Raw genomic sequence first — 21,684 nt, 5'->3', positions numbered from 1 at the left:
GCTCAACCGAGCGTATGCGCGGCCAGACCGAAGGTCCGGACCGGCCCGTCCCCGCCTCGCTGCTGGCCCAGGCGCATCTGGGTGACGGTGTCGAAAGCGACAATTCCCGCAGCGTCGAGGAAAGCGAAGAACGTCGGAGTGTCGCAGGTGGTGTCGATACGCAGGAACTGCCCACGGTGCTCCCGGACGAGCGGCGCGATCAGCGCCATCGCCATCGCCTCGTTCTCCGCCACCACCGGTCCGATCACGCGCCCCCGGCCGAAGTCGCGAATCAACGCGAATCCCGCCGGCACGCCGTCGCGAAGGGCCACCGTGCCCTCGCTGACGGCGAAGAGCGCCTCCAGCACCGCGCCGCGCTCGGCCCCGAAAGCCACCTGATCGAGCGCCCGTAGCGTCGTCAGATCCGACGCCTGCAGCGTGCGGACCGGGCACGTCGGCTCAGCCTCGGGCAGCGGCCCCTCGCCCACCATGCCCTGACGCTGATGAACCGTCGCCACTGGCACGAAGCCGGCACTTTCATACAGGCGATAGGCCGCTCGCGTCGCGTTCAAGCGCAGATCGCGACCGCCGCAATCCGCCAGAATCCGATCCAGCAGCCAGCGCCCCGCCCCGAACGTCTGCAGCCTCGGGGCGGTGATCATCATGCCGAGCATGGCGAAGTCCTCGCCCATCTCGAAGTACATGCCGGATGCCAGGACACGCTCGATCTCGTCCTGCACCAGGTACCCTCGCCCCAGCGCCATCAATAGCCTCAGATCCCGCGCCCGGTGGGGCCAGGCAACACTGACGGCGAGCTGATGGAGATGGTGGAGATCGCCGCTCGCCAGCGGCCGGGCCGCACTCACGAATGCAGCCACTCGCTGCGTCGTAGCCATATTGGTAGGGTTCATGCCTCCTCCTGGAATACCCGGTCCGCGGAAACGACGTCCGGAGACGCCTTCGGATCCGGTGCTCGCGGCAGCTCGTCGCCACCGCTTGCACCGGAACAGTCTAACGGCGACCTTTCCCGGCCACCGCACCTTTTCGCCTCCCGCCCGCCGGTTTGGCGTCAGCGCCGTCCCGACGCAGTGGAATCTGCGCTGAAGCCTGCCAATTCGGCAGATATCGCCGTCCAGCACGGCACAACGACATTCACTGCCCCGCCCTTGTCGTAGCCTGGAGCTTTCCCTGCGTAAGGAAAGGCTCATGGCACTGCTCTACAAGTCCGACCCGGTGAGAGGAGAGCGCTGGCGGGCGCTGTTCGCACAACAGGCCCCCGACATCGAGTTCCGCCAGTGGCCGGATATCGGCGATCCTGCCGAGGTGCGCTACCTGCTGGCCTGGGAACCACCCAGCGACCTCGCCACCCGCCTGCCGGCCCTCGAGGTGGTGTTCGCCACCTCCGCCGGCGTCGACCAGTTCGACCTCTCGCAACTGCCCGCCGGCGTGCCGCTGGTACGCATGCTGGACCCGGCGCTGGAGGCCGGCATGGTCGAGTACGCCAGCTTCGCCACGCTGTGGCTGCATCGTCGCCTGTACGACTACGTACGCCAGCAGCGCGAGGGCCAATGGCAGGCCCATCCCTGGGTCGCCGCCGAGCAGCGCCGTGTCGGCATCCTCGGCCTGGGCCAGTTGGGACAGGCGATCGCCACGCATCTGAGCGGCTACGGCTTCCCCGTCAGCGGCTGGTCGCGCCGCCCGCGCCAGCTGCCGGGGATCACCTGTCACGCCGGCCCCGACGGGCTGGCGCGCTTTCTGGCCTCCAGCGATATCCTGATCTGCGTCTTGCCGCTGACCGACGCCACCCGCGGCATCCTCGATCGCGAGCTGTTCGCACGCTTGCCCGAGGGCGCGGCCCTGGTCAACATCGGCCGCGGCGAGCATCTGGTCGACGACGATCTGCTCCAGGCGCTGGCATCGGGGCAGCTGTCGGCAGCGGTGGTGGATGTCCTCGGCCAGGAGCCGCCAGCGCCGGACCACCCCTTCTGGCAACACGAGCGCATCCTGATGACTCCCCACGTGGCCGCCATGACGCAGCCGGAGAGCGCCTTCCCGGTGCTGCTGGACAATCTGCGCCGCCACCAGCGCGGCGCGCCGATGAGCGGCCAGATCGACCGCCAGCGCGGCTACTGAATCGCCGCTCCCGCCCCGGCGAGGTTCAGGCCGGGGCCGTCTCTGCCATCGCCAGCGGGTGGTGCTCCAGCCAGCCAGTGCGCAACTCCGGCACCGAGCCGATCAGCTTGCGCGTGTAGTCGTGGCGCGGTGCCTCGAGTACCGTTTCGCAGCTTCCGAACTCCACGCACTCGCCGTGGTAGAGCACCATGACGTCGTCGCACAGCGCGCGCACCGTCGAGATATCGTGGCTGATGAACAGATAGGCAACACCCAGCTCCTGGCGCAGCTCCGCCAGCAGTTCGAGAATCGCCGCACCGACCACGGTGTCCAGGGCCGAGGTCACTTCATCGCAGAGAATCAGGTCCGGCTTGGCCGCCAGGCAGCGCGCAAGGTTGACGCGCTGCTTCTGCCCCCCGGAGAGCTCGCCGGGCTTGCGATCCAGCAGGCTGGTGGGCAGCTTGACCAGGGCCATGAGCTCATCGATCCGACGCCGTCGCTCGGCGCGGTCCAGATGGAAATAGGTCTCCAGCGGCCGACCGAGCAGTCGGCGTACCGAATGGGCCGGGTTGAGCGCGTTGTCGGCACTCTGAAAGGCCATCTGGATGCGCCGAAACTGATCCGGCGTGCGGCCACACAGTGTCGGCGACAGCGGGATACCATCGAATTGTATGCTGCCATGGCAGGGGGCGATCAGCCCGGCGATCGCGCGGGCCAGGGTCGATTTGCCGGAACCCGACTCCCCGATGACGCCGATGGAGCGGCCCGCGGAGAGCGTGAGATCGATCCCACGCAGCACCTTGTCCGACGGCTCGCCGTCACGGTTGCGCTTGCCATAGCCGACATCGAGCTGCTCGACCTCCAGCAGTGGCTGCCCCGCGGCGACCGGCATCGAGTCGGCCAGGCGCACCGGCCGGGTCGCCGCCAGCAGGCTCCGGGTGTAGGCATGCCGCGGCCGCTCGAGAATCTCTTCGATCCGGCCCTGCTCCTGCTCGCAGCCCCCGTTGAGCACCAGCACCTGGTCGGCCATCTGGGCGACCACGGCCAGATCGTGGGAGACGTAGATCGCCGTCGTCCCACGCTCACGCATGACCCGCTTGAACGCGAGCAGCACCTCGACCTGGGTGGTCACGTCCAGCGCCGTGGTCGGCTCGTCCAGAATCACCAGCGCCGGGTCGGTAAGCAGGGCCATCGCCGCCATCACGCGCTGCAACTGCCCGCCCGAGACCTGATGGGGATAGCGCTCGCCGATATGTTCGGGGTCGGGCAGCGCCAGATCCCGGAACAGACCGATGGCCTTGTCCCGGGCGCTGCGGCGATCCATCACCTGGTGCAGCAGCGCCGCCTCGATCACCTGATCCATCAGCGAACGCGAGGGGTTGAATGCCGCCGCCGCGCTCTGGGCGATATAGGCCACGCGGTGTCCGCGCAGGGCCCTCGTTGCCACCGGCGAGAGCGACAGCACCTCGGTCTCGCCCAGGCGCACGCTGCCCCCGGCGATCCGGCACCCGCGTCTGGCGTACCCCAGCATGGCCAGGGCGATGGTGGTCTTGCCCGACCCGGACTCGCCGATCAGGCAGCACCTCGCCGGGTTCGAGCGCAGAAGCCGATCCGGCTGACGATGCTGCGCTCTTCCCCCCCGTCGGGGGTGGCGACGATCTCGAGGTCGCGAACGATGAGCGATTCACCTTGCATGGGTCACTCCTTCTGCGTCGCACGGCTGGTGGAGAGGCTGTCGATCAGCAGATTGGCGCCGATCGTCAGCGTGCCGATGGCCAGGGCCGGCGCGATGACCGCGATCGCGCCCTGACTCAAGCCACCGATGTTCTCGCGCACCAGCGACCCGAGATCCGCCGCCGGCGGCTGCACCCCCAGCCCGAGAAAACTCATGCCGCTGAGTAGCAGCACGATGAACACGAAGCGCATCCCCATGTCGGTCAATACCGACTGGATCATGTTGGGGAAGATCTCGCAGGCGGCGATGTAGAGTCGGCCTTCGCCCCGGGTATGAGCGACCTGAACGTACTCCATCGTGGCCAGATTGGTGGCCAGGCTATGGGCGATTCGGAAAGCCCCGGGGGCATAGCTCAACACGGTGGCCGTGATCAGCAGCGGGATCGAGGCACCGAAGGCCGACACCATCACCAGCGCCATCATCTTGCTGGGAATCGAAATCAGGGTGTCGAAGACCCGTCGTACGGACTCCTCCAGCCACTTCGGCAACAGCACCGAGAGCATGCCGAAGCCGGCGCCGATCAGGCTGGAGAGACAGGCGGCGACCAGGGCGAGCCCCACGGTATAGCGAGCGCCGGTCAGGATCCGACTGAGCATGTCGCGGCCCATGTAGTCGGTGCCCAGCGGGTAAGCAGCACTCATCCCGCCGAACATCTGGTCGGAGACGAATGCCCCCATCGGATGGGGGGCCAGCAGCGGCCCGAACAGCGCCACCAGAATCCAGAAGCCGAATACGCCGAGCCCGATCCAGCGGGTCAACTGAAGCCGACGGCGATTGCGGCGCTGGGGGGCACCGACAGGCAGGTGACTGCCGTGGCGCAGCCGCCGAACGGTATTGGCCTTGGGATGCGTCATCGTCTTGAGCGAGTTCATCGGTTGCGCAGCCTCGGGTTGGAGAGAATCGCGCAGATGTCGGCCAGCATGACCAGCACCAGATAGGTGCCGCAGAACAGCATGGCGCAGGCCTGCACCAGCGAGAGGTCGCGATTGGATACCGCGTCCACCATCAGGCTGGCGATCCCCGGATAGTTGAAGATGGTCTCGACGATGATGACGCCGCCGAGCAGATAGGAGAGGCTCAGCGCAACGGCATTGGCGATCGGCCCGACCGCATTGGGCAGGGCGTGGCGCATGACCCGGCGGATCGGCGGCACGCCCTTGAGCTGCGCCATCTCGACGTAGGGGCTATCGAGCTGATCGATCAGCGCCGCTCTCGTCATCCGAGCCATCTGCGCGATGAGCACGCAGCAGAGCGTCAGCACCGGCATGGCGTAGATCTTCATGGCGTCGCCCAGCGAATCGACCGTAGAGACATAGGAGAGTGCGGGCAGCCAGTTGAGCTTGACCGCGAAAATCAGCACCGCCAGCGTGGCCACCAGGAACTCCGGCACCGCGACCATCGACAGGGTCACCAGATTGATCAGGCGATCGATCAGGCCACCGCGGCACATCCGCCACCACGCCCATGGTGATGGCGATGGGCACCGAGACGAGGGTGGTGATGCCGGCGAGAATGAGCGAGTTGGGCAGGCGATCGTTGATCAGTTGGGCGACCGCCATGCCGTTGCTCGCCGACTGACCGAGATCACCGGTGACGAAGCCGGACAGCCAGTGCCAGTAACGCAGGATGGCCGGCTGATTGAGTCCCAGCTGCTCTCTCAGCGCAGCGACCTGCTCGGGCGTGGCGAACTGGCCCAGAATCTGCTGGGCCGTGTCGCCGGGCAGCAGCGAGGTGATGGCGAAGATCACCAGCGAGACCAGAAACAGGGTCAGCAGACTGGCGCCCAACCGTCCAGCCACGAGTCCAAATAGCGTGTTGCGCATGGGTCGTCTCCGACTCGAGCGCCCCGCTCGCGCCCCACCCGCCTCAGGGCGAGGTCGGCGACGCGCAGGGCTTGCGTTGACGTACGAAGCCCGGCTCAGCCCTTCCACCAGACGTATTCGGCGAACATGTAGCCCATGAAGGAGCCCAGCGGCACGGTGCGATCCATGCCACCGATCCGCGAGTCATACCCCTCGAGATCGTTGAGGAAAACGGGAATCCCGATACCGCCCTCGTCGTGGATCAAGGTCTGCATGTCGGCATACATCTGCTTGCGCTTGGCTTCGTCGGGCTCACCCCGCGCGGCGACGACCAGTTGATCGAAGTGCGGGTTTTTCCATCCCGACTCGTTCCACGCGGCGCTCGACAGGAAGAACTGGGAGAGCAGGATGTTGGCGGTCGGGCGTGGATTGATGTTGCCGAAACCCAGGGGTGCTTCATCCAGTGGTTCGACCAGTAGCCGTCCGCCGGCACCCGGTTGATGTTGAGCTTGAGACCGGCCGCCGCCGCCGACTGCTGGAGCAGCACCGCCATATCCTCGGAGTAGTTGGCGGCGGGCGAGGCGACGAGCGGCACGGTGGCGCCGGCGACACCGGCTTTCTTGAGTAGCGACGCGGCGCGTTCGGGGTCGTATTCCCGCTGGGGCAGGCCGTCGAAGTAGTAAGGCGTGCCCGGTGCGATGGGCTGGTCGTTGGCGATCTCGCCATAGCCGCGTAGCGCCACGCGCTTGATCTGCTCGCGATCGAAAAGGGACTTCATCGCCTCGCGGAACGCCGGCCGACTCGTCGGCTGCTGGTCGAAGCGCATGACCAGATCGGTGTAGTTGCCGGAGTTGGTCGCCTTGAGCACGCCGGTCTCGCTCTGCTTGATCCGCTCCGCGGCGTTGCCGCTGAGGTTGTTGATCATCTGGACGTCGCCGGAGAGCGCGCGTTGACGCGGGAAGATTCGTCCCCGATACCGACCATCTCGATGGCATCCAGATGCGGATATCCCTCGCGCCAATAGTTCTCGTTGCGCACACCGACAGAGCGAACCCCGGGCGAGAACTCCTGGCAGCGGAACGCGCCGGTGCCGTTGCCCTTGGAGAAGTCCTGGGTGCCATCGGCAACGATGACCAGATGCGAGACGGCGAGAACCGAGGGCAACTCGATATTGGGCGCAGACAGGTTGAACTCCACCCGGCGCTGGTCGAGTGCCCGCACGCTGTCGATCTGCTCGACCATCGACAGCGCCTTGGAGCCGACCGCGGGGTCCTTGTGGCGCATGATCGAGTAGACCACGTCCTGGGGCGTGAGCGCCTTGCCATCGTGGAACGTCACGCCCTGGCGCAGAACGAAGACCCAGTGGCTGCCGTTGTCGGTGGTCTCGAAGCTTTCGGCCAGGCAAGGCTGCGGCCGCAGGCCCGGATCGAACTGGGTCAGACCGTTGTAGAACATATAGGCGCGGCAGTAGTCGATTGCCGTCGAGCCCTGCGCGGGATCGAGTGAATCCTTGGTCGAGGAGGAGTGGGCGGCGACGCGGATACGCCCGCCGCGTTGCGGTGTTCCCTCGCCCTCCGCGGCGAAGGCCCGCGACAAGCCGGGCACGCCGCCTGCGCCCATGGCCAGCAACCCGGCCGCGCCGAGCAGCTTCATGGCATCGCGCCGGGACAGCCCGCGCTGCATGGCCCGGTAGATCTGAAGACTCTCCTGGGGAGAGGTCAGCTGGTCGCGTTGTTGTCGCGACGGTTGTCGTGACTGTTGTCGTGACGCGTCATAAGCCTTCTCCTAGATCGACTGACATTGTTTATGGAACTCGGATACAGCGCTTACTCAATAACGGTTTCTCCCCGACCGGGCGCACGGCTCAATGCCACCGATCCTGCAGCCGATACCAGCCGCCGACGAGGGGCAGAAACCAGGTTTGCCGAGTGGCCGGGGATCGCCGGCCAGTGACGCGCCTGCCAGGTAGGCGTGTCGCTGACCCAGCATCGCCTCGGCGAGGCATTGGCCCATATGAACCGACATCTGGACACCGTGGCCGCTGTAGCCCATGACGTAGTACATGCCGTCGTGGCGCCCCGCATGCGGCAGACGGTCGCGACTCATGTCGACCAGCCCACCCCACGTAGTCGATATGATCTCGGCCAGCGAGGGAAAGGCGTGGGCCCAGGCCCCGGCGCAGATCTCACCGCTCTTGGTGTCCGATTTCCGCCCGACATCGCGAACCGGGCGCGGCCGCCGAACAGCAACCGGTTATCGGGGTCAGGCGAAAGTAGTGGCCGACGATACGACTGGTGACGTAGGCGCGCCGCTGCGTAACAGCGCCCGCACTGCGTCTCGCTCAACGGGGCGGTGACCACGATGAGCTGCCCACCGCGCCAGCCGGCGACGAAACCAGCCGAGCGGTCCCTGGCGCGAGGCCCCTGTCCCAGCCAGCCGTTGTCCGCCTGCAGAGTGCCGCCCGGGGTGGTCACTCGGTAGCCCCCCGCCTGCCGTGCAACACCGGTCATCGGGGTATGCTCGAACACCTGCGCGCCGTGGGCCACGGCTGCCTCGGCCAGCCCTATCCCGAAGCGCCCCATGTGCATCTGCCCGCCGTTCTTCTGCAGCAGACCACCGTGGAAGAGCGGCGAGTCAACCTCCTGGCGGATCGCGTCTCGGGGGATCAGCTCGACCTCCGGATCGATGTCCGGGCAATCGCTTCGGCACTGCGCACGAGCTTGGCGTAGTGCTCGGGCTTGGCCGCCAGCTGAGCTTGCCGTGGTGACGGTAGTCGCACTCGATTTGCTCCTCCGCGATCACCCGGCGCACGCTCGCCACCGCCTCGGCGTAGTGGCGGTAGTGGCTCATCGCCCGCTCGCGTCCGAGCTGCTCGACCAGGCTGGCGTAGTCCTGGGCGACACCGGTATTGCACTGGCCGCCATTGCGCCCTGACGCCTCGCCGATGATCCGGCCCGCCTCGATCAGGGCAACGCGCGCCCCGCCGCGGGCCAGCGTTCGCGCCGCCGACAGCCCGGTGAATCCGCCCCCCACGACGACGACGTCATAGCGCCCCTCGGGCGGTGTCTGCCGCGCCCCGCTGAAAGCCGGCGCCGTCGCCAGCCAGTAGGAATCGAACTGCATGGCACCTTCCTCCGTCTCGGGCGACAAGGACGCGGTGGCGAGCTCGGTGCTCAGAGCCCGACCAGCGCCGGCAGACCGCGGATATCGGCGATCTCGGTGGCACCGTAACCGGCGCAGTAGGGCTCGTGTCCCCGCGCCACGAACGCCTTGTTCTCGATTCCCATCAGCGAGGCCGAGATCAGGTCGTAGCGAAAGCTCGACGAGACATGCAGCAGTTCATCGGGGCGGCAACCCAGGGTGTCGATCATGGCTTCGAAGGCGGCCAGGCGGGGCTTGTAGACCTTGAAGTGAAGGTATCGGCGGTGAACACCTCGTGAAACGGGACTTCCAACTTCTGGACGTTGGACATGATCTGCGTGTCATCGGCGTTGGAGTAGATCACCAGCGGAATCTTGCCGGCGATCTTCGACAGCCCCTCGACCACGTCGGGATGCGGCCCCCAGGTCGGCACCGCCTCGTAGTAGCGCATGCCTTCGTTGTCGCGATACTCGATGCCCCAGCGCTGGCACGTCCGCTCGAGTGCCGTGCACAGGATCTCGGCGTAGGGCTTCCACGGCCCCAGTACCTCGTCGAAGCGATAGGCGCCGAAATCCTTCACGAAGGCCGCCATACGCTCGGCGTCGGGGATCCGGTCGGCAAATATCTCGCGGGTCAGACTCCCCATCTGGAAGTTGGTCAGGGTGCCGTAGCAGTCGAAGGTGATGTACTTGGGGCGAATGATGTCGCTCATGGGAGCTTCGTCCTGTTGTCTTGAAGATCATGGAAAACCATGGGGCCACAGGCCACCGTTCATCTGGACGGCAGGGGGTGCCAACCCGAGCACCGGCGCCGATTCGATCGCTTTCATTACAGCACCGGGTCGACGGTGGCCGACGCTGAAAGCGGGCGCCGGGGTGGCACAAATCGCCCTTTTTGGGGCCAAGGACAGCACAGGCTGCGGCGACGGATTCACATCATCTCGGGCTGGCGGATACGGCTGCCATCGGAAAAACGCGACAGATGGTAGGGCGACGGATCCACCATTGGCGTGGCATCGGTGGCGATATCGGCCGCCAATTGCCCGGCTGCCGGGCCGATGCCGAAGCCGTGGCCGCTGCAGCCGGAGGCGACGGTGAAGCCCGGAATCGCGTCGACCGGCGAGATGACCGGCACCAGATCCGGTGTCGTATCGATCATGCCGGCCCAGGCGCGCGCCAGATGCACACCCTTCAGCGCCGGATACTCGGCGTGCAGTGCAGCCAGCGTGGCCCGGGCCAGCGCCATGTCCGGCATGGGATCGAGAATGCGCTGGCGTTCGAACGGCGAGATCTGATCGAACTCCCAGCGTCCAGCCGCCTCCGGCCCGCTGAAGAAAGAGCGCCCCAGCCTGATCTGCAGCTTCTTGGCCAGCTTGCTGCGATAGGCGCTGTAGAACCGGGTGGCGTAACGCAGCCCCTGGGGGCTGATCTCGACCCGGCCCAGCCCGGGCATGGCCAGCGTATAGCTGCCATCGAGCCGTCGCCGCAGCGCGAGTCTGGGGGTGGTCAGACAGCCGGGGGTCACTTCGGGCGCTGCCGTGGTTTGAATCGCGGTGCCCATGATGTTGGCCGCGGGCAGGTCCACCCCGTGACGACGGCAGAAACGCGAGCTCCAGGCGCCTCCGGCGCAGATCACGTTCGCGGTGCGGATCAGCCCGCGCTCGGTCCAGACCCCGCTGACACGGCCCGCGGTGAGATCCAGCCCGCGCACCGCACAGTTCTGATGCACATGGGCGCCATGGTCCTGGGCGCCCTGCGCGATCGCCGGACACGCCATGGCCGGTTCGGCACGCCCATCGGTGGGCGACCAGACCCCGCCCAGCCAGCGCGAGGTGGTGCCCGGTGCGCGCTCATGTGCCTCCGCGGCGCTCAGCATCTGGCCGATGAAGCCCTGCTCACGGGCCTGGCGACCCCAGGCTTCCCAGGTATCCAGACTCTCCTGACTATCGGTGGTATAGACGATACCGCTGCGCCGAAAGCCGACGTCACGCCCGATTTCCTGCGAAAAGGCCTCCCAGCGGCTCAGGCTGTGCATCGCCAGCGGCAGCTCATACAGGGCACGGTTCTGTTGACGCACCCAGCCCCAGTTGCGACTCGACTGCTCGCAGCCGATCAACCCCTTCTCCAGCAGTGCCACCGAGATGCCCCGGCGAGCCAGTTCATACGCGGCGCAGGTGCCCAGGATGCCGCCCCCGATCACCACCACATCCACCTGCTCGGGAAAGTCGGGACTGTCAAAAACCGGGTCCATATTGACGAACATGATCGAGAGCCTCTTGTTGGTGTTAACGCCGCCAGCCACGCCGGCGGCGTATCGAATAGGGCATGCACAGGCACGACATCACGGGGTCAGGTCGATCAGCACACTCTTGTGTTGCAGGTTGGCCTCGAAGGCCGCCCGACCCAGGTCGCGGCCGATCCCGGAACGCTTGTAGCCCCCCGTGGGCAGGATGTAGTCGTTGCTGCGCCCGTAGCGGTTGACCCACACGGTGCCCGCCGACAACCGCCGAACCGCTCGTAGCGCCCGCCCCAGATCGGCGGTGTGCACACCCGCGGCGAGCCCGTAGATCTCGTGCTCGGCCAGGCCCAGCGCCTCCTCTTCGTCGTCGAAAGTCTGGATCGTCAACACCGGGCCGAAGATCTCCTCACGCACGGCCGGATTGTCGGAAGCCCCCACCTGCAGGATCGTCGGGCGGTAGAAACAGCCCCCCATATCCGTCTCGAAGCGGGTGCCGCCAGCCAGGAGCTCGGCGCCGGCCTCGCGGGCGCGGGAGACGATCGTCTCCACGCGTTCGGCCTGGACGGCGGAAATGAGCGGCGAAAATCGCGTGCCAGAGTGCCAGGTCAGCCCCGGTTCCAGCGTGGCGAAGCGCTGCTGCAGACGCTCGACGAGGGGCGCCAGCAGCGGACGCTCGACCAGCAGTCGCGAGCCGGCGACGCAGACCTGGCCGGCGTTGCCGGTGATGGCGGCGGCCAGCGTCTGCGCGGTACGGTCGAGATCGGGCACGTCGGCGAATACCAGTTGCGGGCTCTTGCCGCCCAGCTCCAGCGTGACCGGTTTCGGTCCGGTGTCGGCACAGGCGTGCATGATCGCGCGTCCGGTCCCGGTGGAGCCGGTGAACGTCACCTTGGCAACGCCGGGATGCCGGCAGAGCGCTTCGCCGGTGACCGGCCCGCTACCCTGGATCACGTTGAATACCCCAGGGGGAATGCCCGCCTCCACCGCCAGCGCGGCCAGCCGCACCGCCGAGAACGGCGTCATCTCCGAGGGTTTCAGGACCACCGTGTTGCCGGCCGCCAGCGCCGGTGCGACCTTCCAGCAGGTCATGCTGAGCGGGAAGTTCCATGGTGCGATGGCCCCCACCACACCGAGCGGCTCGGCGATCTGCATGCCCAGATGATCGGATGCCGTCGCCGCCACCTCTCCACCGCACTTGTCGGCGAATTCGGCGAAGAAACGAATCCCTTCGGCGGTATAGGGCACATCCCAGGCGCGGGCCTGATCGATGGGCCGGGTCGAGCCCAGGGACTCCAGCGCCGCGAGATCATCGATGTCGGCCTCGATCAGATCCGCCCAGCGGCGCATCACCCTGGCACGTTCGCGCGGCGGACGACGCGCCCAGTCGCTGCTGGTGAACGCGCGCCGCGCGCTGTCGACGGCGGCATCGACGCACCCGGCATCGGCCGCGGGCAGCATCGCGTAGACCTTGCCGTCCGACGGCCGGGATACCGCCAGCGCCCCGGTACCCGGGACGAGGCGACCGTGGATGTAGTGGCCGTCAGGAAGGGAAATGCGATCGGGGTCGAAGCTCGCCATGATGGACCTTGCCGTCAGAGATAGGGGAAACGACATCGCGTCGGGAGACCGCGACAGTCACCGTCGTCGTCTAGCTACCATCGTATGGCGGAACGCCCAGCACAGGGTGCCGAGAGTCCACCTGCCTGACGCAGTTGATGCGTCGAACCTCCCTTCTCTCGGCGCATTCTGCCGAATTCCGAGAATCCGCCGCTCGCGCGTGGCCGGCCGCACCTCACGCTGAGTAAAGTACCCGCCACGGAGCCCTCGAATACAGGAGAACGCCGACATGCCCCAAGACGCGACTGCGGCCCCCCAGTTGTCATCCCGCGATGCCACGCTCGGCTATCGCCGTTTCGATACCCAGGACCTCGACGATGCCCTGCAGCTGTCGCGCCGGCTCGGCTGGCCCCACCGCCGCGAGGATTGGGCCCAGATGCTCGAGGTCGGCCAGGGCATTGCCCTGCGCAGTGACAGCGGCGAGCTGGTGGGCACCGGTTTCTGCACCGACCACGGGAACATGGCGACACTCGGCCTGATCATCGTCGACGACGCCTGGCAGGGGCGCGGCCTGGGGCGCGAGATCCTGGTTCACCTCATGGCCCTGGCCGGTGAGCGACCGCTCGCCCTGGTGGCGACGACAGCAGGGGCACCGCTCTACCGCAAGCTGGGCTTCGAGACCTGCAATCTGGTCTGTCAGTACCAAGGCATCATCGAGCCGACCCCGGCACCGTCGCTGCCGCACCTGCGGCCGGCAAGGGCTGCGGACCGGGAAGCCCTGCTGGCGCTGGTGCCCGATAACCCGGTTCATGCGCTGGCGGTGCGCGAAGCCACCCACGGGATGGTGCTGGACGTGGACGGACGTCTCGAAGGGTGTGCGCTATGGCGGGATTTCGGACGCGGCCACCATATCGGGCCGGTCCTTGCCGATTCCGACACGGCGGCGCGCGCGCTCATCCAGGCTCTGTTCGCCGAGCATGAAGGCCATTTCGTGCGGCTCGACCTGGTCGATCCGGATCCGAACGACGACTGGCTCCAGTCGGCGGGGCTGCGCTGTGTCGATCGCATCGAACGGATGCGACGCGGCGCGCTACCGGACATTCCTGGCCCGACTCGCGTCGGACTGACGACACAGACGATGGGGTAACGTCATGCCTCACTCGCTGGCGGCACAGATCGAGGCGCTCGCGCCACAGTTGATCGCCTGGCGGCGGGATTTTCACCGCCACCCCGAGCAAGGATGGACCGAGTTCCGCACCGCCAGTCTCGTGGCGGAAAGCCTCGATGCGCTCGGCTACCAGGTCGCCGTCGGCGAGGCGGTCGTCGACCGCGAGGCGCGCCTGGGCGTGCCCGACGCCGCGACGCTCGCCGACGCCCTGGCGCGCGCCCGCGACCAGGGTGGTGTCGCGCGCTGGCTGACCGCCATGGAGGGTGGGCTGACCGGCGTCGTCGGCACCTTCGACACCGGCCGTCCGGGGCCGACGCTCGCCTACCGCTTCGATCTCGACGCCCTGCCGATCCGCGAGAGCGAGGCCGACACCCACGTGCCCGCGCGCCTGGGGTTTCGCTCTTGCCACCCGGGGTCGATGCACGCCTGCGCCCACGATGGACACACCGCCCTGGGACTCGGTCTGGCACATCTGCTGCCGGCGCTCGCCTCACGCCTCAGCGGCCGCATCAAGCTGCTCTTCCAACCGGCCGAAGAGGGTGTCAGAGGTGCCGGGGCCATGGTCGCGGCCGGCGTGGTCGATGACGTCGATCATTTCATCGCCACCCATCTGGGGCTGGGGCAGCCCGAGGGCACGCTGATCTGTGGTGCGGACGGTTTTCTGGCAACGACCAAGCTCGACGTCACCTTCACCGGGCGCGCCGCCCATGCCGGCGGAGAACCCGAAAAGGGGCGCAATGCCCTGCTCGCCGCCGCTCAGGCGGTGCAGGCGCTACATGCGATCGCACCGCATGCCGGTGGCGCCTCGCGGCTCAACGTCGGCCGCCTGGAAGCCGGCAGCGGGCGCAACGTGATCGCCGACACGGCCTTCATGCAGTTGGAGACACGTGGCAGCACCACGGCGATCAACGACTACGTCGAGGGCCGGGCTCGGGAGGTGCTGGAAGGTGCGGCGCGCATGCAGGGCGTCGAGCTGACCATCGCGCGTCTCGGCGCCGCAGTGGAGTGCGCCTCGAGTCCCGCGCTGGTCGAACGCATCGCGACGACACTCGAGGGCCGAGCAGGCATCCGTGAGCTGATCACCCACGACACCACGCCAGCTGGCTCGGAGGACGCGACGCTGCTGATGCGTCGCGTCATCGAGCGGGGCGGAGAAGCCGCCTATCTGATCTTCGGCACCCGACTCGCGGCCGGCCACCACCACCCCGAGTTCGATTTCGACGAAGCGGACCCTGGCGCCGACGCTGGAGGCGCTGGCGAGCACCGCGCTGGCACTCGCCGGCGAGACAGCGGATGTCGACGGACGCGAACTAGCCGAATAGCCCTTTCAAGGTATGCGGCTGGCTGCGTAGATACTGCTTGGGTGCGTGCACGCTGGCCCCCAGCTTGGCCGCGGCGTGCCACGGCCAGCGCGGATCGAAGAGCATGCCGCGGGCCAGCGCCACGGCGTCGGCGTCGCCGCTGAAGACGATCCCTTCGGCCTGCTCCGGTTCGGTGATCAGACCCACCGCGATCACCGGCATGGCGACTTCCTGCTTCATGCGCCGGGCGAACGGCACCTGGTAGCTGGGGCCGACGTCGAGGGCCTGGCGCGGGTCGAGCCCGCCACCGGAGCAGTCGATGAAGCTGCAGCCGCGGGCGTCCAGCGCCTGAGCCAGGGCCACGCTCTGCTCCAGATCCCAGCCGCCTTCGACCCAGTCGCTGCCGGAGATGCGAATGCCCACCGGCTTGTCTGCCGGGAATACCTCACGCACCGCCTCGAAGATCTCGAGGACCAGGCGCATGCGGTTCTCCAGGCTGCCGCCGTAGGCGTCCTCGCGCTGGTTGGAGAGCGGCGACAGGAACTGATGCAGCAGATAGCCGTGGGCCGCGTGCAGCTCGATCAGATCGAAACCGAGACGCTCGGCACGCTTCGCCGCGGCGACGAAATCCGCCTTGAGTGCCGCGATATCGTCGAGCGTCATCGCCTGCGGCGGGCGCTGATCGTCCTGATAGGGCACGTCGGAAGGCGCCAGGGTCTGCCATCCTCCCGCCTCCAGGCTCAACTGCTTGCCGCCCTCCCAGGGGGCCTGGCAGGAGGCCTTGCGCCCGGCGTGGCCGAGCTGGATGCCGATGGGCATCGGCGAGTGAGCGCGTACCGAGGCGAGCGTACGCGCCATCGCCTGCTCGTTGGCGTCGGAATAGAGCCCGACGTCGCCCGGGGTGATACGCCCCGCTTCGGCCACCGCCGAGGCCTCGATGATCAGAAGGCCGGCGCCGGAGAGCGCCAGCTGGCCCAGGTGGATCGTATGCCAATCGGTCATGCTGCCCTCGCCGTCGGCCGAGTACTGGCACATCGGCGAGATCACGATACGGTTGGGCAGGGTCAGCCCGCCGAGCGCCAGCGGGGAGAAGAGTTGCGGAGATGCCATCGGGTCGCGGCTCCTGTCGCGGAAGGGAATGGCACAAAATGTAGCTGGCTAATAATTGCAGTGCAATATCCCCACTGCAGATGCTTTCCGTGCGGTGCTTCGCGTCTTACCTGATGCGGCATGCGCCACGCCGGTCGAGCAATGGCGCATCGACCGAGAGGTGTCAGTCAGGTGTAGATCCCTCTGCGACGGCGTCACGCAGTCGTAACAGCGTCAACCCTGCAGACACCGATATCGCCATCGTCGTGGCATAGCAGATCAAGGGCCATGCCGTATCTCCGTCCAGCAGGATGATTAACAGCGTGCCCGCGAGACTGACGATCAGACTCTGGATACAGAAGTAGAGGGCGACTGCCGTTCCCGCGATATCGTCAAACGCCCCGAGTGCGCCGTTGGCGGTAACGGATACCGTACAGACGATGCCGATCGCCATCACCCACATAGGCACGATGAGCGTGGAGAACGAGGGTTCCCAACAGAGCGCGCCCACGCCCAGCAGCAGCGCGCCGCCTATCAACAGAGCCATTCCGCGTAATACACAACCCACATTTCCCCATTGGGTGACGAAGGACCGGACGCATCGCGTGGTCAAAACCATGACGAGCGCAACACTCGAAAAAGCCAGACTGAATTCGATCCCCGAATAACCAGCGCGGTCCATGAGCATACGCGGAGCCGTTGAGAAGAAGACGAAGAAACTCCCCATCCCAGCGCTGAAACCAAGCGTGTAAACCCAGAAATCGAGACTCGCGAGAATCGAGGACAAGGACCGGGATGCCTCTGCTCTGGACTCCGGGCGTGTCTCGTGCCATCGCATGCCGGCATGCATCAGAGCCACCACTGCCAGCACGGCCAGCAGCACGAATATCATTCGCCATCCCAGATACCGACCGACAAAGGCACCAACGATGGGGCCAAACGTAGGGACGAAGGCAAGCGCTGCACTCAATAGCCCGTAGATGACGGTACCTTCTGGGCGCCTCGCGTACACATCGCGAATCGTCGCGAATGTCGCTACCAGCATTGCCGAGGCGCCGAATGCCTGCAACAGACGGAAGGTGACAAAGGGAGTCGCCGTGTCAGAAAACGCAGCACCCAAGGACGCCATGGCGAAGATGGCGCCCCCGGCCAGCAGGACCGGCCGCCGCCCGAGACGATCCGATATCGGCCCGAAAATCATTTGACCCACACCGAGCAGCGCCATGTAGAGGCTCAGTGTCAGTTGGATCACATCAGGCGTCGTATCCAGCAGACCGGGCATGGCCGGAACCACCGGAAGATAAATATCCATCGCCAGAGAAGCGAGAATGTCGAAAGGCGCCATCAGCAGCAGGGCTGCCGGTAACGTATGCCGCCACGCAGAGGGAGGTTGAGTCATGACGAATCACCGCTCGATCGAGAATATCGGGCGGCATCTGCTCGTCATCCATCAGGCAGGATCGATCTCGCAGAGTGCCGCAACAACTACAGACGTCGTTGCGGCTCAGTTCTCTGCAGTAATGCTGGCTCCCATCGTCTTTCCTTGAACGAGTCATTGCCAAGACACGGTTCGAGCCTATGTGATCCGTCCAGCCGTAGCAATGCCTGACGTGGCTATAGCCACCCTTGCTCATGCGACAGACGCAGGAGGAGGGGGCAACCTATTCTCCTGTAGGAAGAAGAGAGCGTGCTATCGAGTCCCGGGCGCCATAAAAAAACCCGGCCAAGGGGCCGGGAAAGACTCTGGTGGAGACCAGACCACAGAGATTCAGCGGGCGCATCGCTCAGGCGGCGACACCCCAGTCGGGAAAGGGATCGGGCAGGCTTTTCCAGTACACCTTGCCGCGGGCCAGTTCGTCGTCGTCGAGCAGGCAGGCTTCCAGGCGGCGACGGATGCCCGCCACGTCGAGCCCTTGGCCGATGAACACCAGCTCCTGGCGCATGTCGCCGAAGGGTTCTTCCCACTTCTCCCGGATCGAGGCGAGATACTCCGGGTCCTGGGGCCAGCGCGACTCGGGCACTGCTCGCCAGAACAGACCGGCAAAGCCGTGGTGGGCAATGCCGCCGGCCTGGCTCCACTGGCCGGCGAACTCGGGCCGGCTGGCGAGCCAGAAGAAGCCCTTGGAGCGCAGCAGACGGCCGTCGCCCCAGTCGCCGTGCAGCAGCTCGAAGAAGCGCTGCGGGTGGAACGGCCGGCGCGCTTCGAAGCTGAAGCTGCTGATGCCGTACTCCTCGGTCTCGGGGACATGCTCGCCGCGCAGCTCCTTGAGCCAGCCCGGGGCGAGCTGGGCCTTCTCGAAACTGAAGCGGCCGGTATCGAGCACCCGATCCAGGGCGATCTGTCCGTGGCTGATGGCATGGATCTCGGCATCCGGGTTGAGGGTTCTGAGCACCGCCTCGACCTCGGCGAGCTGGGCGGCGTCGATCAGATCGCTCTTGGAGATCAGCAGCACGTCGCAGAACTCGATCTGGTCGACCAGCAGGTCGGCGACGTTACGCTCGTCCTCTTCGCCCAGGCTTTCACCGGCCTCGGCCAGCGATTTGGCTTCGTAGTACTGGGTCAGGAAGTTGGCGCCGTCGACCACCGTGACCAGCGTATCCAGGCGCGCCACCTGCGATAGGCTGCGGCCCTGCTCATCCTCGAAGGTGAAGGTCTCGGCCACCGGCAGCGGCTCGGAAATGCCGGTGGATTCGATCACCAGGTAGTCGAAGCGCCCCTCCTCGGCGAGACGATTCACCTCGATCAGCAGGTCTTCGCGCAGGGTGCAGCAGATGCAGCCGTTGCTCATCTCGACCAGCTTCTCTTCGGCGCGGTTGAGATCGACTTCACGCTCGACCAGGGCGGCATCGATATTGATCTCGCTCATATCGTTGACGATCACCGCGATACGCCGGCCGTCACGGTTGTTGAGCAGATGGTTGAGCAGCGTGGTCTTGCCGGCGCCGAGAAAGCCGGACAGCACGGTGACGGGAAGCGGCTGCGCCATGGGGCGCGGTTCACCCCGTGTTTTTTCACTCATGATCGTTTCCTCACGGCATCGGTCGTTGCCAGGGCGCGGCTGGTGCGGTGCGCGTCAGGACCGCGGCGCCATAGCGCCTCTCACGCTGCAGCGCTTGGGGTCAGGCGCTGCGGCGCTTGGCATAGTGGTGTTCGCGCTGCTCCTGGCGCTCCTTGGCCTCCAGGCAGAGCGTGGCGGTGGGGCGCAGCAGCAGCCGCTTTAGCCCGATTGGCTGGCCGGTCTCGTCGCAGAAGCCGTAGTCGCCGGACTCGATGCGCTTGAGCGCTGCCTCGATCTTGCGCAGCAAACGGGTCTCGCGGTCGGCCTGGCGTAGCAGCAGGCTCAGCGTCTCTTCGTTGGCGGCGAGATCGGCATCGTCGCCGTCGCCACGACTGTCGACGATGATCGCGCGGGTCTCCTCCAGGGCCGCGGCCAGCGTTTCGCGCTCGCGTTCGAGCCGGTGCTGGAAGAACGCCAGCTGGGCCTCGTTCATGTAGTCCGCCGCCGGCATCGCCAGCAGCTGTGTTTCGTCTGTCATCGGTGATCGCGCCATGGCCACCTCCAGGCTCGAATGCGGCCCGGCATCGGTCCGCGCAACGCCATTTATGTTATAACATAACAATAAAGCAGCCAAGCACAAACTCCCTTTCTGATCACCGCAGCGGATAGCAGCGCGGCAGATCACACAATCGAAAAAGGGGCGTCAAAGACGCCCCCTCGGGTATTCCCCACCGCCCTTACGCCATCGTGGCTATCGCAGCGATGGGGGTTGTACGGCTATCCCCGTTGCCCGCCCTCAGTCGGCATGGGGCCGCAGCCGCTTGAGCCAGCGCTGCTTGGCGTACTTGCGCAGGTTATGCACGTTATCGGTCTCGTCGACGATGTCCTGGCCCAGGATCGTCTCGATCACGTCTTCCATGGTGATCAGCCCGACCCAGCTACCGTGATCGTCGTAGACCACGCGCAGGTGGTTGTGATCCTTGAGCATGGCGGCGAAGACATGCTCGACGCTATCGTTCTCGTCGACCATCGCCACCGGGTGCATCAGCGCCTTGAGCCGCTGCTCGTCCTCGGCATGGTAGGTATCGGCCTTGTGCACGTAACCCAGCGCCTGCTCGGCACCATCCATCACCGGGAAGCGGGTGAACTGGGTCTTGCCGTAGTCGTGGTCGAACTCCGCCACGGTCATGTCCGGCGCCACCGTCATGCACACGGTGCGCGGGGTCATCACCCGCTTCAGCGGAATCTCGTGGAGGTTGAGAATATTGGTGATGGTGCGCGCCTCGTCGGCGTCCAGCGCCTTGCCCTCGAGGCCGATCCTGGCCAGCGCCTTGATCTCTCCGCGCATATCGACATCGCCCTCGTTCTTGGCGATGCGGTTGGTGATCATCTCCGAGAGCCAGATGAACGGCAGCAGCAGCCACACCATGAACTTGAGTATCCGCGGCAGCATCGGTGCCAGCGTCCGCCAGTAGGTAGCGCCGATGGTCTTGGGGATGATCTCGGAGAAGATCAGGATCCCCAGGGTCATCAGCGCCGAGGCGATCGCCACGTGGGCATCGCCGAACACCACCGCCACCTGGGCGCCGACCCCGGTCGCACCGACCGTGTGGGCGATGGTATTGAGCGTGAGGATCGCCGCCAGCGGGCGGTCGATGTTGGACTTGAGTGCATTGAGCGAGTCGTGCAGCTTGGGGCGCGTGTCCTGGAGCTGCGCGATGTAGCTGGGCGTCAGCGAGAGCAGCGCGGCCTCGAGAATCGAGCACAGAAACGAGAAGCCGATGGAGAGAACGACAAAAGCCGTCAGCAGAAGCATGGGGGTTCGCTATGTGACCAGTGAGCGCTCTTTATCGGGACTTGGCCGGGCCGTGTCAAGGCGACCGGGCGTCGCCGCCGCCGAGCGCACGGCGGCGGCGCACGGTCACGCTCAGTGGCCGAATTTCTCGTTCTCGCCCATGTCTGGCTTATGGTCCTTCTTCACGTTGGCCTTGGCGATCTCGTAGAGCTGGAAGGCCTTGCTTTCGCGCGCCTGCCAGTGCTCGCCGAAGTCGATATCGATCTCCAGCATGGCGATATCGTCATCCTCGCGACCGCCCTCGAACCAGGCCGCCACGAACGGGTTCCAGTACTTGTCGATCAGCTCGGCATCATCGCGCAGGCGCGCCTTGCCCGACATCGACACGTAGACGCCGTGCTTCTGATCGGAAAAGGTGATGCAGACGTCACGATCGCTCTGCGCTTCGAACGCCTTTTCGGCGCTGCGCCGGGTATAGAACCAGAGCGTGCCGTCGTAGGCATCCTGGACCAGATGCATGGGCCGGGCGCGGGGTACGCCGTCATCGAGGGTCACCAGCATGCCGACCTTGATATCGTCGATCAGCTGCCAGATCTTCTGCTTGTGTTCGGGGCTGGACATCCTTGCCTCCTGTCACCGTGGGGGTCCGCAAGCGAACCGGACAACACGCCATCCGGGCGTGGCCGCCGAAGGCTCGGCGACTCCTTGAGTCTAGTTGCGCGGCGCCGGCTAAGCAAAGTCCAACGTGCCCCCCGGCTGAGCCCCGCC

At 66.3% G+C, this 21,684-nt stretch carries 21 protein-coding genes and 3 pseudogenes; 3 read left to right on the top strand and 21 right to left on the bottom strand.

Going from position 1 to position 21,684, the window contains the following annotated elements; translation table 11 throughout:
- Positions 1–2: 2 nt before the first annotated feature.
- A complete protein-coding gene (locus CN538_RS09150) occupies positions 3–890 on the bottom strand; it encodes a GNAT family N-acetyltransferase (protein WP_164999557.1) in 888 nt (295 codons plus the stop codon).
- A gap of 295 nt (positions 891–1,185) precedes the next feature.
- On the opposite strand from CN538_RS09150, the gene CN538_RS09145 reads away from it, so the two are divergent.
- Positions 1,186–2,112, top strand: a complete 927-nt coding sequence (locus tag CN538_RS09145) for a 2-hydroxyacid dehydrogenase (protein ID WP_106419221.1) — start codon at positions 1,186–1,188, stop codon at positions 2,110–2,112.
- A gap of 25 nt (positions 2,113–2,137) precedes the next feature.
- Here the strand turns inward: CN538_RS09145 and CN538_RS09140 are convergent, their stop codons facing one another.
- The 14 genes and pseudogenes from CN538_RS09140 to CN538_RS09105 all read right to left on the bottom strand — a co-directional run bounded on the left by CN538_RS09140 (position 2,138) and on the right by CN538_RS09105 (position 12,585).
- Positions 2,138–3,622 carry an ABC transporter ATP-binding protein gene (locus tag CN538_RS09140; RefSeq protein WP_242495720.1) on the bottom strand — a complete coding sequence of 495 codons (1,485 nt, stop codon included), beginning with the start codon at positions 3,620–3,622 and terminating at the stop codon, positions 2,138–2,140.
- A gap of 41 nt (positions 3,623–3,663) precedes the next feature.
- Complete coding sequence (locus CN538_RS24335) at positions 3,664–3,786, bottom strand: hypothetical protein (protein ID WP_277985138.1); 123 nt, start codon at positions 3,784–3,786, stop codon at positions 3,664–3,666.
- 3 nt (positions 3,787–3,789) lie between these two features.
- A complete protein-coding gene (locus CN538_RS09135) occupies positions 3,790–4,698 on the bottom strand; it encodes an ABC transporter permease (RefSeq protein WP_106419220.1) in 909 nt (302 codons plus the stop codon).
- The gene (locus tag CN538_RS22625) at positions 4,695–5,276 is read right to left on the bottom strand and encodes an ABC transporter permease (protein ID WP_242495719.1); all 582 of its coding nucleotides are present in this window, start codon (positions 5,274–5,276) and stop codon (positions 4,695–4,697) included. The genes CN538_RS09135 and CN538_RS22625 overlap by 4 nt, the downstream gene beginning before the upstream one ends.
- Positions 5,277–5,400: 124 nt before the next feature.
- A pseudogene (locus CN538_RS22620) lies at positions 5,401–5,649 on the bottom strand (ABC transporter permease); the annotation flags it as partial.
- Between the two features lie 95 nt (positions 5,650–5,744).
- Positions 5,745–5,903, bottom strand: a complete 159-nt coding sequence (locus CN538_RS22615; RefSeq protein WP_242495718.1) for a hypothetical protein — start codon at positions 5,901–5,903, stop codon at positions 5,745–5,747.
- A pseudogene (locus CN538_RS09125) lies at positions 5,891–7,083 on the bottom strand (ABC transporter substrate-binding protein). Before CN538_RS09125 ends, CN538_RS22615 begins: the two are co-directional and overlap by 13 nt.
- Before the next feature lie 375 nt (positions 7,084–7,458).
- On the bottom strand, positions 7,459–7,734 hold the full coding sequence (locus CN538_RS24330) for a hypothetical protein (protein WP_277985137.1): 276 nt from the start codon (positions 7,732–7,734) through the stop codon (positions 7,459–7,461).
- Positions 7,731–8,315, bottom strand: a complete 585-nt coding sequence (locus CN538_RS26195; protein ID WP_422917575.1) for an NAD(P)/FAD-dependent oxidoreductase — start codon at positions 8,313–8,315, stop codon at positions 7,731–7,733. The genes CN538_RS24330 and CN538_RS26195 overlap by 4 nt, the downstream gene beginning before the upstream one ends.
- Positions 8,263–8,751 carry an FAD-dependent oxidoreductase gene (locus CN538_RS22610; protein WP_242495717.1) on the bottom strand — a complete coding sequence of 163 codons (489 nt, stop codon included), beginning with the start codon at positions 8,749–8,751 and terminating at the stop codon, positions 8,263–8,265. The genes CN538_RS26195 and CN538_RS22610 overlap by 53 nt, the downstream gene beginning before the upstream one ends.
- Before the next feature lie 50 nt (positions 8,752–8,801).
- Positions 8,802–8,999 carry an HAD family hydrolase gene (locus CN538_RS22605; protein WP_242495716.1) on the bottom strand — a complete coding sequence of 66 codons (198 nt, stop codon included), beginning with the start codon at positions 8,997–8,999 and terminating at the stop codon, positions 8,802–8,804.
- Entirely contained in the window at positions 8,996–9,481 is a 486-nt protein-coding gene (locus CN538_RS09115) for an HAD family hydrolase (RefSeq protein ID WP_242495715.1), read from the bottom strand. Before CN538_RS09115 ends, CN538_RS22605 begins: the two co-directional genes overlap by 4 nt.
- Positions 9,482–9,699: 218 nt before the next feature.
- The gene (locus CN538_RS09110) at positions 9,700–11,031 is read right to left on the bottom strand and encodes an NAD(P)/FAD-dependent oxidoreductase (RefSeq protein WP_106419219.1); all 1,332 of its coding nucleotides are present in this window, start codon (positions 11,029–11,031) and stop codon (positions 9,700–9,702) included.
- Positions 11,032–11,109: 78 nt separating this feature from the next.
- Positions 11,110–12,585: an aldehyde dehydrogenase family protein gene (locus tag CN538_RS09105; RefSeq protein WP_106419218.1), complete on the bottom strand. Its 1,476-nt coding sequence runs from the start codon at positions 12,583–12,585 to the stop codon at positions 11,110–11,112.
- Positions 12,586–12,853: 268 nt separating this feature from the next.
- Here CN538_RS09105 and CN538_RS09100 point away from each other — a divergent pair, with 268 nt between their 5' ends.
- Complete coding sequence (locus CN538_RS09100) at positions 12,854–13,711, top strand: GNAT family N-acetyltransferase (RefSeq protein WP_106419217.1); 858 nt, start codon at positions 12,854–12,856, stop codon at positions 13,709–13,711.
- Between the two features lie 4 nt (positions 13,712–13,715).
- Entirely contained in the window at positions 13,716–15,197 is a 1,482-nt protein-coding gene (locus CN538_RS09095) for an amidohydrolase (protein WP_422917563.1), read from the top strand.
- Here the strand turns inward: CN538_RS09095 and CN538_RS09090 are convergent.
- The 6 genes and pseudogenes from CN538_RS09090 to CN538_RS09065 form a co-directional block, all read right to left on the bottom strand.
- Positions 15,181–16,143: pseudogene (locus CN538_RS09090) on the bottom strand (NADH:flavin oxidoreductase/NADH oxidase); the annotation flags it as partial. The gene CN538_RS09095 and the pseudogene CN538_RS09090 overlap by 17 nt on opposite strands.
- Positions 16,144–16,306: 163 nt before the next feature.
- Positions 16,307–17,521, bottom strand: a complete 1,215-nt coding sequence (gene cml / locus CN538_RS09085; RefSeq protein WP_106419215.1) for a CmlA/FloR family chloramphenicol efflux MFS transporter — start codon at positions 17,519–17,521, stop codon at positions 16,307–16,309.
- A 385-nt stretch (positions 17,522–17,906) separates the two neighbouring features.
- On the bottom strand, positions 17,907–19,142 hold the full coding sequence (zigA, locus tag CN538_RS09080) for a zinc metallochaperone GTPase ZigA (protein ID WP_277985136.1): 1,236 nt from the start codon (positions 19,140–19,142) through the stop codon (positions 17,907–17,909).
- Positions 19,143–19,242: 100 nt separating this feature from the next.
- Positions 19,243–19,659 (bottom strand): RNA polymerase-binding protein DksA, encoded by a 417-nt coding sequence (dksA, locus tag CN538_RS09075; RefSeq protein WP_106420602.1) that lies wholly within the window; start codon positions 19,657–19,659, stop codon positions 19,243–19,245.
- A 258-nt stretch (positions 19,660–19,917) separates the two neighbouring features.
- Complete coding sequence (locus CN538_RS09070) at positions 19,918–20,937, bottom strand: CNNM domain-containing protein (RefSeq protein ID WP_106419213.1); 1,020 nt, start codon at positions 20,935–20,937, stop codon at positions 19,918–19,920.
- Between the two features lie 111 nt (positions 20,938–21,048).
- Positions 21,049–21,537: a pyridoxamine 5'-phosphate oxidase family protein gene (locus CN538_RS09065; RefSeq protein ID WP_106419212.1), complete on the bottom strand. Its 489-nt coding sequence runs from the start codon at positions 21,535–21,537 to the stop codon at positions 21,049–21,051.
- Positions 21,538–21,684: the final 147 nt, after the last annotated feature.

This window comes from Salinicola tamaricis, from assembly GCF_003006155.1.
In the GTDB taxonomy this organism is placed as follows: domain Bacteria; phylum Pseudomonadota; class Gammaproteobacteria; order Pseudomonadales; family Halomonadaceae; genus Salinicola; species Salinicola tamaricis.
Note: the sequence above shows the minus strand (reverse complement) of the source record. Positions and strands in the feature narration are given on the sequence as shown.